The sequence below is a fragment of the Natronococcus sp. CG52 genome (assembly GCF_023913515.1).
Classification (GTDB): Archaea; Halobacteriota; Halobacteria; order Halobacteriales; family Natrialbaceae; genus Natronococcus; species Natronococcus zhouii.
This window is the reverse complement of the sequence record NZ_CP099391.1, coordinates 1777160-1790750: the sequence shown is the minus strand read 5'-3', so window position 1 is coordinate 1790750 and position 13591 is coordinate 1777160. Positions and strand designations below refer to the sequence as shown.

General features: G+C 64.9%; 16 protein-coding genes and 1 tRNA gene. 7 read left to right on the top strand and 10 right to left on the bottom strand.

What is annotated here, in order from left to right; translation table 11 throughout:
* Positions 1-26: 26 nt before the first annotated feature.
* The 9 genes from NED97_RS09090 to NED97_RS09050 all read right to left on the bottom strand — a co-directional run bounded on the left by NED97_RS09090 (position 27) and on the right by NED97_RS09050 (position 7811).
* Positions 27-1109 carry a glutamate--cysteine ligase gene (locus tag NED97_RS09090; protein ID WP_252490374.1) on the bottom strand — a complete coding sequence of 361 codons (1083 nt, stop codon included), beginning with the start codon at positions 1107-1109 and terminating at the stop codon, positions 27-29.
* A gap of 118 nt (positions 1110-1227) precedes the next feature.
* Entirely contained in the window at positions 1228-2814 is a 1587-nt protein-coding gene (locus NED97_RS09085) for a long-chain-fatty-acid--CoA ligase (protein WP_252490373.1), read from the bottom strand.
* Between the two features lie 87 nt (positions 2815-2901).
* A complete protein-coding gene (locus NED97_RS09080; RefSeq protein ID WP_252490372.1) occupies positions 2902-3546 on the bottom strand; it encodes a fibrillarin-like rRNA/tRNA 2'-O-methyltransferase in 645 nt (214 codons plus the stop codon).
* On the bottom strand, positions 3539-4423 hold the full coding sequence (locus NED97_RS09075) for an NOP5/NOP56 family protein (protein WP_252490371.1): 885 nt from the start codon (positions 4421-4423) through the stop codon (positions 3539-3541). The genes NED97_RS09080 and NED97_RS09075 overlap by 8 nt, the downstream gene beginning before the upstream one ends.
* Before the next feature lie 71 nt (positions 4424-4494).
* Positions 4495-5178, bottom strand: a complete 684-nt coding sequence (locus NED97_RS09070) for a DUF2391 domain-containing protein (protein ID WP_252490370.1) — start codon at positions 5176-5178, stop codon at positions 4495-4497.
* 73 nt (positions 5179-5251) lie between these two features.
* Positions 5252-6379 carry a DUF63 family protein gene (locus NED97_RS09065; protein ID WP_252490369.1) on the bottom strand — a complete coding sequence of 376 codons (1128 nt, stop codon included), beginning with the start codon at positions 6377-6379 and terminating at the stop codon, positions 5252-5254.
* A 63-nt stretch (positions 6380-6442) separates the two neighbouring features.
* The gene (locus NED97_RS09060) at positions 6443-7246 is read right to left on the bottom strand and encodes an inositol monophosphatase family protein (protein WP_252490368.1); all 804 of its coding nucleotides are present in this window, start codon (positions 7244-7246) and stop codon (positions 6443-6445) included.
* 272 nt (positions 7247-7518) lie between these two features.
* Positions 7519-7601 (bottom strand) — tRNA-Leu (locus tag NED97_RS09055).
* 48 nt (positions 7602-7649) lie between these two features.
* The gene (locus NED97_RS09050; protein WP_252490673.1) at positions 7650-7811 is read right to left on the bottom strand and encodes a hypothetical protein; all 162 of its coding nucleotides are present in this window, start codon (positions 7809-7811) and stop codon (positions 7650-7652) included.
* Positions 7812-8134: 323 nt separating this feature from the next.
* Between NED97_RS09050 and NED97_RS09045 the strand changes: the two genes are divergently transcribed.
* On the top strand, positions 8135-8629 hold the full coding sequence (locus NED97_RS09045; RefSeq protein ID WP_252490367.1) for a DUF309 domain-containing protein: 495 nt from the start codon (positions 8135-8137) through the stop codon (positions 8627-8629).
* A gap of 127 nt (positions 8630-8756) precedes the next feature.
* Positions 8757-9554 carry a M14 family metallopeptidase gene (locus tag NED97_RS09040; protein ID WP_252490366.1) on the top strand — a complete coding sequence of 266 codons (798 nt, stop codon included), beginning with the start codon at positions 8757-8759 and terminating at the stop codon, positions 9552-9554.
* A gap of 93 nt (positions 9555-9647) precedes the next feature.
* On the opposite strand, the gene NED97_RS09035 is transcribed toward NED97_RS09040, so the two are convergent.
* A complete protein-coding gene (locus NED97_RS09035) occupies positions 9648-10304 on the bottom strand; it encodes a cupredoxin domain-containing protein (RefSeq protein WP_252490365.1) in 657 nt (218 codons plus the stop codon).
* A gap of 279 nt (positions 10305-10583) precedes the next feature.
* Between NED97_RS09035 and NED97_RS09030 the strand changes: the two genes are divergently transcribed.
* From NED97_RS09030 to NED97_RS09010, 5 genes are all read left to right on the top strand, one after another.
* Positions 10584-11141 carry a YeeE/YedE family protein gene (locus NED97_RS09030; protein WP_382206442.1) on the top strand — a complete coding sequence of 186 codons (558 nt, stop codon included), beginning with the start codon at positions 10584-10586 and terminating at the stop codon, positions 11139-11141.
* 157 nt (positions 11142-11298) lie between these two features.
* The gene (locus NED97_RS09025; RefSeq protein ID WP_252490363.1) at positions 11299-11766 is read left to right on the top strand and encodes a DUF6691 family protein; all 468 of its coding nucleotides are present in this window, start codon (positions 11299-11301) and stop codon (positions 11764-11766) included.
* Positions 11767-11950: 184 nt separating this feature from the next.
* A complete protein-coding gene (locus NED97_RS09020) occupies positions 11951-12298 on the top strand; it encodes a glutaredoxin family protein (protein ID WP_252490362.1) in 348 nt (115 codons plus the stop codon).
* Between the two features lie 118 nt (positions 12299-12416).
* Positions 12417-12995 (top strand): DUF7110 family protein, encoded by a 579-nt coding sequence (locus NED97_RS09015; RefSeq protein ID WP_148857812.1) that lies wholly within the window; start codon positions 12417-12419, stop codon positions 12993-12995.
* Between the two features lie 99 nt (positions 12996-13094).
* Positions 13095-13412, top strand: a complete 318-nt coding sequence (locus NED97_RS09010) for a DUF7577 domain-containing protein (protein ID WP_252490361.1) — start codon at positions 13095-13097, stop codon at positions 13410-13412.
* Positions 13413-13591 lie beyond the last annotated feature (179 nt).

Sequence of the window (13591 nt, the reverse complement as noted above, 5' to 3'; positions counted from 1 at the left end):
TCTCGCGGATCGACGGCGAAGCCGGCTTACTTCGCTTCGAGAAGCAGCGATTCGCAGAGCGCGTCCGGGCCCTCGCCTTCGAGCAGTCGACGCTGTCTCTCGGCGCCGCTCTCGCCCTCGTAGACGCGCCTGATGCCGTCGATCCCCAGTCGCTTGCACTCGCGATCGACGAGTTCGCCGAGGTCGACGGTGCCCTCGAGGTCGCGGTCGACGAACGCGGCGTCGCGACCGTGGCGGATCGCGCGCCACTTGTTCTCGTCGAGTAGCTCTCGCCGGTGTCGGCGGCCGGGCGTCCCGTCCTCGTACTCCTCGGCGAGCGCCTCGACGAGCGCGTGGGCGTACTCGACGAACGCCATCACGACGTCGGGGTCGGCCTGTCCGTCGGGCGCACGGAGTTCGACCGTCCCGTGGGCCGTGTGGGGTCGCACGTCGTACCAGAGTTCGCCGCGGTCCTCGATCGCGTCCGTCTCGAGCATCCGTCGCTCGAACCGGTCGAACGCGTCGAAATCCTCGAAGGCGGTCGGCATCCCCGTGTTCGGCAGCGCCTCGAAGATCTTCGAGCGGGCGGACTGGAGTCCGGTGTCGAACCCGTTCCAGTACGGCGAGTTCGCCGAGAGCGCGAGCATGACCGGCATGAACCAGCGCAGTTCGTTGGCGATCCAGACCGCCTTGTCGGCGTCGTCGACGCCGACGTGGACGTGGACGCCGGCCGTCGTGTTGCGGTGCTGCGGATACTGAATTCGATCGAGCTGCGAGCGGTAGCGGGGTTTCTCGGCGTGCTCGAGTTCGCGCCACTTCGCCAGCGGGTGCAGGCCCGCCGCGGCGATGTCGTAGCCGTGACGGGTGGCGTACTCGATCAGCGCTCGGCGGACCTCGAGCAGACGCTCGCGGGCGTCGCCGGGCGTTTCGATACGCGGCGTCTGGGTCTCGATGACGCACTTGAACAGTTCGTGATCGAGCCGATTCGCGAGAATTTCCGGCGGCTCGTGTTCGTAGACGAGCTCGTCGGTGCCGCTCGTCGGGCGGCCGCGCTCGTCGACCACGTAGAACTCCTCCTCGATCCCCAGTGTACCCATGCGCGTGAACGATTCCGGCGACCCGCGTTCCATCGGTGCCCAGTTTCGGCCCCGGAAGTAAATACGGTTTGGAGTCGGCTCGAGCCGCCGGATTCGTCACCGAAAACCCACGCGGCGGCCGTCGACAGCGTCCTGACCGGCTCGTCGCCGCTCAGGAGGAGACGGTTTCGGCTTCGGACTCGACGTCCGCCTCGCCGTCCCGAAGCTTGAACTTCTGGACCTTGCCGCTGGGGTTCTTGGGGAGTTCGTCGACGAAGTAGTACCGCCGCGGTCGCTTGAAATCGGCGAGTCGGTCGCTGCCGACGACGAACCCGTCGAGATCGCTCGCCGAGAGATCCCCGGTCGCGACGACGTACGCCGCGATCGTCTCGCCCCACTCCTCGTGCGGTTCGCCGACGACGGCGGCCTCTTCGACGCCCTCGTGGGAGAACAGCGCATCTTCGACCTCCGCCGGATACACGTTCTCGCCGCCGGAGACGATCATGTCGTCCTTCCGGTCGACGACGTAGAGGTAACCGTCGTCGTCGAGATAGCCGAGGTCGCCGGTGTAGTACCACGTCGTTCCGTCGGCGTCGCGCAACGATCGTTCGGTAGCGTTCGGACGGTTCCAGTACTCGCGCATCCTACACGGGCTGGCGATCAGAATTTCGCCGATCTCGCCGTCGTCGACTTCCCGATCCGGATCCGCGTCGGGTTCGACCACGCGCAGTTCGTGATTGAGCGCGGGCAGCCCGGCACAGCCCTGCTTCGAGCGCTGGTCCTCCGGCGGCTGGAACACGCCGGCGGGTCCGATTTCCGTCATTCCGTAGGCCTGCACGTACCGCTCACAGAGGTGCTCCATGCAGTTGTCGAGCACCTGTTCCGGCATCGGCGCCGCACCGTACAGGCCGATCCGCAGCGACGAGACGTCGACGTCCGCTTCGGCGGCGGCCAGCGAGAGGGCGTTCCAGGCGGTCGGCGCGGCAAACAGGACCGTGACGCCGTGGGTCTCGATCGCTTCGAGGGCCGCCTGCGGTTCGAACTCGTGGTGGATGACGGTCGTCGCACCGCGGTGAATCCGCGGAAACAGGTTACAGTGGAGTTCGGCGCAGTGATACAGCGGCATCATCGACAGTCCGACGTCGTCGCGGGTGAGGTTCATCTCCGCGATACACAGGAGATCGTGTTCCACCATGCTCCGGTGCTCGTGGACGACCCCCTTCGGACGGCCCGTCGTCCCCGAGGTGTAGATGAACGCGTACGCGTCGTCCTCTTCGACGGAAATTCCGGGTCGCTCGCCTGACCCCGACTCGAGCAGCTCGTGGAACTCGCGCGCGTACTCCGGCGCGTCTTCGTCGACGTACACGTACTCGTCGACGGTCTCGAGGGCCGAGCGGGCGCCCTCGACCGCCTCCCGGGTCGCGGATTCGAACAGGAGCAGTTCGGCCTCGGCGTCGTCGACGATGTACTCGATCTCGCCCGCGGGAAGGCGGAAGTTCAGCGGGGTGAACACGGCGCCGATCTTCGCGCAGGCGTAGACGGTAAGCGCCATCTCCGACCCGTTGTGGAGGACGGTCGCGACTCTGTCTCCCTTCTTGATACCGACCTCGAGCATCGCGTTAGCCAGCCCGTTGACGCGCTCGTCGAACTCCGCGTAGGTCCAGCGCTGGTTCTTTCGCGGATAGATGATCGCGTCGCGATCGGGATACCGATCGACCGACTGTTCGAGCGTCTCACCGATCGTGGGATGTTCGCTCATGACACGCTACAGTACCACAACACCTCATATATTCGTTATCGAAGAATCGGTCGGCAAAAGGTAGCGCTCGAACGCATCTCCGACGGGTTATCGGGGACGGGCGACGATCCCGAGGTGATCGGTGTGATACTCGTCGAGACGTCGCGTCTCGAGCAGCTCGTACCCCTCGGCCAGCTCGTCGCGAACGTCGTCGAACACGCCCTCCGGGTCGCGCGTCACGTCCTCGCTTCTGGCCTTGACCGCGAGCAGCAGTCGGCCGTCGTCGGCGAGGAACCGGCGGTTCTCGAGCGCCACCCGGGACTGTCCGCGGGTCGCGACGTCCTGGACGATGACGTCGACATCGGACTCGACGACGTGGGCGTAGCTCTCGGGTTTCCGCGCGTCCTTGAGCAGCGGGAAGAGCCGCGGCCGGGAGTCGGCCGCCTCGAGCAGGTCCCGCGCCGGCCGGGCCGCGAACTCGACGGCGTAGGTCGGACCCGCGAAGTCGGCGACGTGACTCACCGTCGTTCCGCTGGCGGCACCCAGATACAGCACCGTCTCCTCGTCGCCGCCCTCGAGACCGGTTTCCATCTCGAGGTCGAGCATCGCGCCGAGTTTCGACCGGTTGGGGTTCCAGGCGCGCCACTCGCCATCGGTCGGTTCGCCGTACACTGGTTCCCCGCGCGTCGCCAGACGGGCCGCTCCGTCGAACTCGTGGCGCTCGATGCCGGCGGGTAGCTCGCGATCACTCATCGCCGTCACCCCCGGTCTCGTCGGCTCCGTCGTCGACCGTCCGGGCCTGGATCGTTTCGATGCGCTCGGTGAGTTCGGCCTCGAGTTCGGGCTTGCGCTCGCCCGAGTAGTGGTCGACGCGGGTCGCGATAGAGAGCTTGCCGGCGAGTGCGCGAGCCGCCGACCCCCGGTTTTCGGGGTGCGTTCCTCGCACCGCGTCGTGCGTGTAGATGATGCCGTGCTTCGGCGAGGGTGCGTGACCCCGAAGGTGGGCGAACAGGGCGTCTTCGGCGCCCAGCACCTGGACCGTGCCGCTCGGTTTCTTCGCGAGGTTCTCGAGACCGCCCGCGAGCGAGATCAGCCTTGCCGCGAGCACCGGTCCGGCGAGGGCGGCGAGGTTCGGCGCGACGGTCGGCGTCTCCCGTTCGACGTACTCCCGTAGCTCCTCGCCCTCCTCGGCGAGCGAGACGACGCGCTCGGCCAGCGAGCGGACGCGAGGGTGATCGACCTCGCGATCGGTCTCGGCTACCAGTTCTCGAGCGTAGGCGACGCCGGTTCCCGCGTCGGGATCGATCGTGCCGCCCCACTCGGCCAGCCGCTCGGCGAGTTCGTTCGCCGTCCGATGACAGTCGTCCATCGCCCGGATCGCGTGGACGAGTTGGCGGTCGTCGGCCCGTTCCCGCCGTTCGACGGCGGAACGAGTTGCGGCCGTCGTCGCCTCGTGAAGCCGATCGTAGTACTCGTCCTCGTCGCTCGCGAAGCCTGCCTCGAGCGCACGGCTCGGCCAGTCCGCCGGCTCCGGAGCCGTCCCCTCGGCGATCGCGGCGGCGCCTGCCTCGAGATCGTCGGGCTCGAGTCCCGCGAACCAGCCCGCGTCCGCGGCTGAATCCTCTGTCATACGTTTCTCTTGCATCTCGCGGCCGTAAGTCGTTCCCGATCCGGTGGCGCACCGCCGAACGCGTCGACCGGCTACCGGTCCGGGCTGACGATATCGTCGAGATTGCCGATCGTGACGTCGTGACCCTCGCTCTCACCCGGCAGAATGTCCCCGAGTGCGGCGCCGAAGGCGCCGGCCGTCCAGATGACCGTGATTCGGGCGAACGCCTCCGCGCTCGTCGGACCCTCCACGAAGATCCGGCCCCACATGACCATCAGTCCGGCCGCCGTGAGGAACGAGATTCCGAGGACTCCGACCAATCGCCGGGGAACGAAGCCGAACAGCGGCTTCGTCACGCTCACCTTTCGAATATCGGTCCAGTAGATCAGGCCGGTCGTGAGCAGGAGGATAAAGAGGACGTTCGAGAGCAGAAAGAGTGGGACGCCCGAGACGGTGACCGCTACGAAGTGCTCGGCGATCTCGAACACGCCGTCCTCGACGAGCAGCGGCAGCGCGAGGAGAATGCTGCCCACGAATGCCTCGGCCATGTCCCGGGCCGTGTACTTCCGGATCCCGTTCTCGACCGCGTTCACCCCGGGAATGCGTCGAGCCACCCGCATCGTCCGCCGAACCTGCTCGCGCTCAGCCGGGTCGTCGACGAGGCCTTCGAGTTCCTCGAGGTGCTCGAGCAAGTGATCGACGTCGGGCTCCGACGGAAGCTCCTCTCGCTCGAGGGGCGGGTCGTCGTTCTCGGTTCGCTGGTTCGTACTGGACATCCAGCAACGACATCCGCGACCGGCGGGAAAAACACGTCGACTGCGCTCGAGGGGACGGGGCGGTGCGGCCGGTTCAGACCCCGAAGGTAGCCCGCAGCATGTCGCGGGTGCCCGGTCCGAGGCCGACGGCGACGACGGCGATCATGAGCAGGTACGCGAACCGAGGGCTCTCGTCGAAGATCTCGTCGTTGAAGAGCGCGATCACGACGACCGCTGCGGCGAGTTTCACGAGCAGGAACGGCCAGGCGGCGCCGGTGACGCTGACGATGCTCTCGGGGAGGACTGTGCCGGTGTAGGTGACGATCGCGTCGTTGATCGGGTGTTTCGGAACGAGGTTACGCGGCAGACCGAAGACGGTCGCCCAGTCGAGGCCGATGACGTTCGCGACCCCGTCGACGGCGTGGGCCCAGATGACGACGACACCCATGAGCCGGGTGCCGCTGTTGATTTCGGGGGCGAAGCGATCGATGACGACCCAGGTGATCGCCGTCGCGATCGTCGCGCCGGCGAGCGTCGTCGCCAGCAAGCCGCCGTGGAAGCTCGCGTACGGTTCCGCGTACGCGAGGTAGCCGAGATAGCCGACCGTGATCGTCAGCGCGGCGGTGCCGATGCCGAACAGCGGGTACTCGTAGCCCGAGACGTAGTCGTTTCTGTCGAGCCAGACGGACGAGACGACCGCGGCGAGGGCGATCAGGAAGACCGTGAAGTAGATGAGCGGGCTGATCAGGAGGCCGGACCACGGGAGTTCGATCGCGAGTTCGCCGGTCTCGCGGTAGGCCGCGACGTTCGCGTCCTCGACGACGCGCAGCGCGCCGCCGAACAGCATGAACGGGAACAGGCCGTAGAAGCCAGCTCGGTAGCGCTCGATCTCGAGGCGTTCGATGATGAACCCGATCCCGATCAGCAACAACAGCAGCGTCGGGATATAGCCGGCATAAGAGACGAACGTGTATCCCGGCGAGGCGGTCGGACCGGCGTCCGCCGGTGCCTCGCTGCAGGGAACTTCCGCGCCGTCGGCCCAGGCGACACAGCTCATGTCCTGAGCGTCGGCGACGACCGGCCCCCAGTAGTACTGCCAGATGAGATCGACGTACACTCGCTGCGGGAACAGCAACGCGAGGGCTGCGACGCCGACAGCGAGAGTCACGACGGCCGCGGTCCAGACTCGCTGGGCCCCGTACCGTTCGATGTACTCGTCCATAACCGATATCCGTTGGAGCGACCGCTTACCGTTTCCGGTTTTCAGTCCGGGAGAAACGGAATCTTACGCGTCGATCCGGCGGGCGGCCTCGAGCAGTTCGTCGTGGATCTCGCCGTTCGAGGCGACCAGTCCGGCGCTGTCGTGACGCCAGCGCTCGCCCTCGAGATCCGTGACTCGCCCGCCGGCCTGCCGGACGAGGTGGACGCCGGCGACGGTATCCCACGGGTTCGCCCGCAGGTTCGTCGTGATCCCCTCGAGCGCACCCGAGGCGACCATCGCGAGTCCGAGCTGGGCGCAGCCGAACCGGCGCATGTCGCCGAAGCGGGTAACGATCTCTCGGTTCGCGGCGGCGTACTGGTCGCGGTGGTCGAAGTCCCACCAGAACGTCGGCGAGACGGTCGCCGCCTCGGGGTCGCCGCAGTCGCTGACCGAGATCGACTCGTCGTTCCGGACGACGCCGTCCGGACCGCTCCGATAGCCGTCCGAGAGGGCCGGACAGATCGTCGCGGCGCCGACCGGTTCGCCGTCGACGACCGCCGCGACGGCGGTTCCGAACGAGCGGATCCCCCTGACGAAGTTGTTCGTGCCGTCGATCGGGTCGACGATCCACGCCGGCCCCGTCTTCGGAACCTCCTTCAGTTCGTCCTCCTCCTCGCCGACGATGGGGTCGTCCGGAAACTCCTCTCGTACGACGTCGATCACGGCCGCCTGGGCGTCGCGATCCGCCTGCGTGACGACGTCGGTCTTGCCGTCCTTCCGTTCGACCTCGAGCGTCGTGCGAAACGCGTCGCCGGCGATCGCTGCCCCCGCTCTGGCCGCACGAGCGGCGACCTCGGCCCGGCGAGCAGCCTCGTCAGAGTTACTCATTGCCCAGCCTGAGGGGGCCGGCGTCAAAAGGTGTCACGTTTCGTGTCAGTGACCGATCGTCGGCGTCGGCGACTCGAGTCCGGGAGCCGTCGCTCGAGAGTGAGCGTGTCGGAGAAGTTTGCGAGGGCAAGAGGTGCTCTCTTGCCGCACTGGTTGCCAGTGCGAGGGGAGGGAATCGAACCACCACCGGGAACCTGCGCTTCGCGCAGAACCCCGGCGTCATTCGATCCCTCCGTGCATTTTCGTTCGGCGCGGGATGCGCCTCACTGCAATGCGAGGGGAGGGAATCGAACCCACGAACTCCTACGAGAGCGGATCTTGAGTCCGCCGCCGTTGGCCGCTTGGCTACCCTCGCACGCATGTGATCGTTCGAGAAAGGCGTATGAATAGTCTGCGGTTTGGCTTACGCCTGCGGGCGCTGCTCGAGCCCCTGTCTGCTCGAGGAACCGTCGCTAACCGGTTCGGAGCGATACCGCGTTTCGCAGTTGTGGCACACGTACCCGCCGTCGACGTGTCCGAAGAGTCGCTCACCACAGCCCTGACACGCCCCGTATGGATAATTCATCTAGTCGAATATATTAACGATGCGGATAAATACTTTTCTTATGATATGTGGATTTTCGTGACTGTGTATTCCGGCCGCGGGACGGTCTCTCAGTTCGCCCGTTGGGTAGCTGAATACGAGCTTTCGCCATCACATCGGGCAGTTCCGAACGGCGAGCCCACTCGGCTTTATAGCGGACAACCGGAGTAATGCTCTAACTTTCTATATGTCGTACTGCACCCCAAGGCGACGAGCGAAAGTCATCCTATGCTCGAGAACTGAACTAACAGTGAGATGCGAGTCCTATCGTCCGCACGCGCCGTCCGATCCACCACCGATCACCGATGACCGACCACACGAGAGATCACAGCGTTGCGCCGCCGACTGCGGGCAATCCGACCGGCTGGAACCCGGCCCGCGGCGAGTCGAACGGCTGGGAACACGGAACGCTTCGACGCGCCGTCGTCCACGGCGTTCGTCTGTTCAACGACGGCGCGTTCCACGAGTCTCACGACTGCTTCGAGACGGAGTGGTACAACTACGGCCGCGGCACGACCGAGAGCGCGTTCCTTCACGGGATGGTCCAGGTCGCCGCCGGCGCGTACAAACGGGCCGACTTCGAGGACGACGGCGGCATGCGGAGTCTCTTCGAGACGGCGCTGCAGTACCTGGAGAACGTGCCGAGTGACTACTACGGCGTCGACGCGATCGAGGTCCGGAAAACGCTGACGAACGCCCTCGAGGAACCGTCGCGGATCGACGGCTGGCAGATTCCGCTCGACGACGACCGACCGGCTGCACGACTGCTCGACTACGAGTTCGTCGAGTCGCTCGAGTAGCGAGCGCGCCCTCGAATCCCGCGTCGTCCCGTGCGTCGCCTTGCGACACCAAATCGGATCCCTGTGGTTTCAGCGACTGTTCTTCCGGACCGAATCGCATTTGAGGCCGAAGTTCGTAACACAGGTAATGAAAGTTGCACAGCTCGGGTCGGGAACGCCGGAAATCGCAGTTGTCGGGGGGATTCACGGAGACGAACCCTGCGGCGTTCGCGCTATCGAGCGGCTTCTCGACGAGAACCCGACCGTCGACCGTCCTATCAAACTCGTCGTCGTGAACGAGGAGGCACTCGAGCGACGGGTACGGTTCGTCGACGAGGACCTCAACCGCGCGTTCCCCGGCGATCCGAACGCGAAGACCCACGAAGGACGACTCGCTCACCAACTCGTCGAGGAACTCGAGGGCTGTCTCTCGTTCTCGATGCACTCCACGCAGAGCCACGCGGAACCGTTCGCTATCGTCAACGAGGTGACCGAGACGGCCAAGGAGATCTGTCCGCAGCTTCCCGTCCAGGCGATGGTCGAGACGAGCAACTTCGCGGAAGGACGGCTCTTCTCCGAGATCGAAACCCTCGAGGTCGAGTGCGGCCTTCAGGGATCGGAGACCGCCGCACAGAACGCGGATCGGCTCACTCGAGCGTTCCTGACCGCCGTCGGCGCGCTTCCCGGCGATACGGTCGGCCGCGATCTCCCCGTGTACCGGCTCGTCGAGTGTATCCACAAGGATCGGGCCGACACCTACGAGGTCTTCGTCGAGAACTTCACGGAGGTTGACCCCGGCGACGCGTTCGCCGCCGCCGACGGCCAGAAACAGGTCGCGAACGAGCCGTTCTACCCCGTTCTCATGTCCTCGAACGGCTATCAGGACGTCTTCGGCTACGCCGCAGAAAAGCTCGACGTCCTCTCGACCTCGAACACGGCGGAGTAACGGGTACGTACGCACCGGTTCGGTTGAGTGCCGTCTCGAGAGCGTTCGCAAGAACCGACGACTAGAGGGGGTCTCCCGAAGAAGCGGCGTTGACTAGTGATCGTCGTGGTCACCGTGGTCGTCATGATCGTCGTGGTCGTCTTCGTTCTCGAGGAATTCGCGGACCTGCTCGTTGTAGCGCTCGAGTTGTTCGATCGCGGTATCCGGGAGATTGTCAGCGGGCGGCTCCAGGCCCGGTTGTTCGGCCGGATCCGGCCAACCGACGACGATAGTGCCGACCATTCCGGTTTCCTCGTGCGGGGTACAGACGTAGTCGTAGACGCCGTCCACCTCGAACGTTCGTTCGAACGTCTCGCCGCCGTCAGCTAACAGTTCGCTCTCCCAGGGATCGGCATCGTCAGGGATTCGCTGTTGGCTCCCGTGGGTATCCGGATGGTAGGCAACGGTATCGTGGCTTCCGCTCTCTAGCACCCACTCGACGGTGCCGCCCGGTTCGACGTGAACGACGTGTGGGAGAAAGTGTTCGCCGCTGTCGTTCACCGTCATCTCGATTTCGATCTCGGATTGGGGTTGGCCCAACTCGTGATCGGTATCGTGACTGTGATCGTGGGAGTCACCGTCCTCCTGGTCGTGCGAGTCATCGTCGCTCCCGTCGTCCGCTTCGAGAGTCTCCTGCTCGTCGCTCTCCGTTTCCTCGTCGAGACATCCCGCAGATGCGAGTGTGAGAATTCCGGCGCCACGCGTTAACACTCGTCTCCGAGAGGCGTTCGAATGAGCCATTTGTCTACCGGTGTTTGAAACCAGACGAAGAAAAAAACGAGTTAAATCATTTGAAGTCATCGACCAGAATCAAACGGATCGTTCTACCGGTGGCCGGAGGGCTCTTCCGAGATTTCGTATCAGACGAGATGGAAGACTGCCTCGGCTCTCACGACCCGCTGGGAGTCGGAACCGTCACGAGCGTCCGAGATACGGGCGATTTCTACCGATCCGGTGGATTGATACGCCGGCACCTCATTCTTCGGAATGATGACAGCAATAGGACTCGTCGTCGCCGTCCTCGCGGAGCTGTTCCCGAACGGGATCAGCCACTACGCGATCGGCGGGCTGCTGGTCGGAGTCGGGACCGCCGTGATCTACCTCGGGACCGGCATCCCCGTCGGGGCGAGCACGTTCCTCGAGTCGACGCTCTCGTACGGCTCGAGTCTCTCGCGGTTCCAGCAGTATCGTCCCTCCCGAGACTGGCGCGTCGTCTTCACGCTCGGAATCGTCGCCGGAGCGGCGATCTACGCCGCCACGTTTCAGAGCGGGCTCGTCGGGAGCTCGCTCCACCAGCCCGCAACGGCGGGCGAATTCCGGGAGATCGGCGGCTTCACGATCTGGCTGACGGACGTCCAGCCTTGGCGGCTGTTCGTCGGCGGCATCCTCATCGGGATCGGAACCCGTCTCGGGAAGGGCTGTACCTCCGGCCACGGCGTCTGCGGCGTCGGATCCGCCTCGAGCGCATCCTTCGTCGGCGTCGCGACCTTCCTGTTGATCGCGATCGGAGTGGCTCAGTTAGTACAGGCGCTGGGGGTGAGCCCGTGATGAGCGGGATTCTCGCGCGAGAATCCCGGAGAAGCGAGCGGAGAGCAACGCGAGCCGCGGGATTTGAGCAGCGCGAAAATCTCGGAACAGTGAGCGATGAGCGAAGCGAACCGCGAGCCGCGAGCCACGAACACCGACGACACCGGAGGTGTGAGCAATGAGCGCCGAACACGAGCAACACTCGCTGTTCCTGCCGCTGGTCTTCGTCGGCGGGCTGATCTTCGGCTTCGGACTCGGCTTCAGCCACATGGCTCAGCCGGAGGTCGTCCTGAATTTCCTGCAGCTTTCGGATCTCGGCCTGCTGTTCGTGATGCTCGGCGCCGCGGTCGTGACGGGAATCGTGTTCTTCGGCGTCAAGCAGTTCTGCGGTCGGGCGCCGCTGACCGGCGCAGTCTACGGCCGTCGGCTGAAGACGCTCGACAGGAACGTGGTCGGCGGCGGCGGCATCTTCGGCGTCGGCTGGGGACTGTCGGGGATCTGTCCCGGCGCGGCCTACGCCAGCCTCGGCGTCGGTAACATCTTCGTTCTCTACGGCATCGCCGGCATGTTCGTCGGAGCCTACGTTCAGGGATTCTGGCGGTCGGCGCGCGCCGACAGCCGCGCTCCGGCGACGGCCGCCGACTGATTCCGGACGGCTTCTTCTCCGCCGGTCGTCCTCCCGCTCGAGCCGTCCCGGCCAGCGCTCGCGCGCCTCTCGACCGGTCTGACGCGCTCGGAACGGTCTCGAACGGGACCGAGCCCGGCGTGAAAGACGGTCAACAGAACTGCGACGACGCAAGGCCTATCCCGTTCACGGCCATACGACCGGTATGGACTTCCCACCGAACCAGGGTCTCGATCAGGAAGAAGTCGACGAGCAGGTCGCGGAGACCATCGAGGAGAACGACGTCGTTCTCTTCATGAAGGGAACGGAACTGATGCCGCAGTGTGGCTACTCCCGGAAAGCGCTCGGACTGATCGACCAGCACCGCGACGAGTACGAGACGGTCGACGTTCTCGAGTCCCTCGACGAGTACCGCGCGGCGCTGTCGGAGCGCAGCGACTGGGAAACGATTCCGCAGACGTTCGTCGACGGCGAGTTCGTCGGCGGCTCTGACATCCTCGAGGAACTCGAGGAACGCGGCGAGCTAGCCGAAACCCTCGGCGACGCAGAATAGATTGCCCACCATCTGAGTTAAATTTATTCGTGTGGGTGGTTTTCGGAGTTAATAGCAGATCATATAAGCCACGCGTCCGTACTAGAGGGTAGCGACCGTCCCGCACACCTTCCCACCTATGCCCACAGAGGAATCCAGACACGTTTATCGGCTGCACTCGACCCTCGAATTGCCCCTCGAAGATCTTCACGACCACATCGACGAAGCAACCTTCCCCGAGGGAATCACGGACGTAGAGATTACCCGACGGAACAACACGCTCATCCTGAAAGCCGTCTCCGAGGACGACTCGGTGAGCAAGTACACGCCCACCGCACAGCTCAAGGCGAGCGTCACCGAGAACCGCGTCTACGAAGAAGACCCCGACGAGCGGCGGAACACCTTCCGCTGGGACGAGGAAGAGGAGGAGATCGAATCCGAACTCGTCGAATTCGCCGCGTTCAAGGGCGACCGCGAGACGGTACTGCAGAACTCGCTGCTGCAGTACGAGATGTTTCTCGTTCTCTGTGAGATCGCCGAAGCCGCCGAGAAGGGAACGCTGACGGCAATTTCCGAACGCGACGGCGACCTCGACGCGACGCGAATCGTCGAAGGCGAGCCGCGTCCGGCCGACATCGAAGTCGTCGAGGGACCGCGAGACGGCGGTTCGGGCCAGGGCGGCGTCAACTGGCGCGACAACAAGTTCATCACGGACTAAAAACCCCAGCGGACCGGTTCTTCGCTCGCCGAGAAAATCGGTGTCAGCGTCGGTACCGATCGACGATAGACGTATCGCCACCGTCGCCGTACCGATCCCATGGACGATCCGAGTACGTACGGGATCGTCGGCCGACTCGCGGTTGCAGCGTTCGTGATAATCGCCCCGACGATCCTCTTTCTGGGACTGGTTCGGGGACTCGAGCGGTTGCGGGACGACGACCTCATCAACGAATGGGCGCGCAGCCGGGGCAACGGGAACGAGATCACGACGAACGATGACGTCCTCGCCGTCCTGGGCGGAGGACTCGACTTCGAACGCGCCGGTACCGCGAACGTCCACTGTCCCGCGTGCGGCGTCGCGAACCGAACCAGTATGCGGTACTGCCGCGAGTGCCTCACTCGCCTCCCCTCGTAACTCGAGTAGACAACTCAGCGCGCCTCACGATATCAGTCCGGCTTACGACACGCGACGAAACTCTCCGTTACCGCACGTACAGTCCGCAGTGACGCCGATCGGACGGATCGTTCCGTCCGGCTTCTGCTCCGAAACGTACACCGAGTCACAGACCTGACACACTGCCACGACCTTCGAAG

Excerpts from the sequence above, each read along its gene's own strand:
- NED97_RS09090 (WP_252490374.1), bottom strand. The coding sequence starts at position 1,109 with ATGGAACGCGGGTCGCCGGAATCGTTCACGCGCATGGGTACACTGGGG.
- NED97_RS09085 (WP_252490373.1), bottom strand. The coding sequence starts at position 2,814 with ATGAGCGAACATCCCACGATCGGTGAGACGCTCGAACAGTCGGTCGAT.
- NED97_RS09080 (WP_252490372.1), bottom strand. The coding sequence starts at position 3,546 with ATGAGTGATCGCGAGCTACCCGCCGGCATCGAGCGCCACGAGTTCGAC.
- NED97_RS09075 (WP_252490371.1), bottom strand. The coding sequence starts at position 4,423 with ATGACAGAGGATTCAGCCGCGGACGCGGGCTGGTTCGCGGGACTCGAG.
- NED97_RS09070 (WP_252490370.1), bottom strand. The coding sequence starts at position 5,178 with ATGTCCAGTACGAACCAGCGAACCGAGAACGACGACCCGCCCCTCGAG.
- NED97_RS09065 (WP_252490369.1), bottom strand. The coding sequence starts at position 6,379 with ATGGACGAGTACATCGAACGGTACGGGGCCCAGCGAGTCTGGACCGCG.
- NED97_RS09060 (WP_252490368.1), bottom strand. The coding sequence starts at position 7,246 with ATGAGTAACTCTGACGAGGCTGCTCGCCGGGCCGAGGTCGCCGCTCGT.
- NED97_RS09050 (WP_252490673.1), bottom strand. The coding sequence starts at position 7,811 with ATGAATTATCCATACGGGGCGTGTCAGGGCTGTGGTGAGCGACTCTTC.
- NED97_RS09045 (WP_252490367.1), top strand. The coding sequence starts at position 8,135 with ATGACCGACCACACGAGAGATCACAGCGTTGCGCCGCCGACTGCGGGC.
- NED97_RS09040 (WP_252490366.1), top strand. The coding sequence starts at position 8,757 with ATGAAAGTTGCACAGCTCGGGTCGGGAACGCCGGAAATCGCAGTTGTC.
- NED97_RS09030 (WP_382206442.1), top strand. The coding sequence starts at position 10,584 with ATGACAGCAATAGGACTCGTCGTCGCCGTCCTCGCGGAGCTGTTCCCG.
- NED97_RS09025 (WP_252490363.1), top strand. The coding sequence starts at position 11,299 with ATGAGCGCCGAACACGAGCAACACTCGCTGTTCCTGCCGCTGGTCTTC.
- NED97_RS09020 (WP_252490362.1), top strand. The coding sequence starts at position 11,951 with ATGGACTTCCCACCGAACCAGGGTCTCGATCAGGAAGAAGTCGACGAG.
- NED97_RS09015 (WP_148857812.1), top strand. The coding sequence starts at position 12,417 with ATGCCCACAGAGGAATCCAGACACGTTTATCGGCTGCACTCGACCCTC.
- NED97_RS09010 (WP_252490361.1), top strand. The coding sequence starts at position 13,095 with ATGGACGATCCGAGTACGTACGGGATCGTCGGCCGACTCGCGGTTGCA.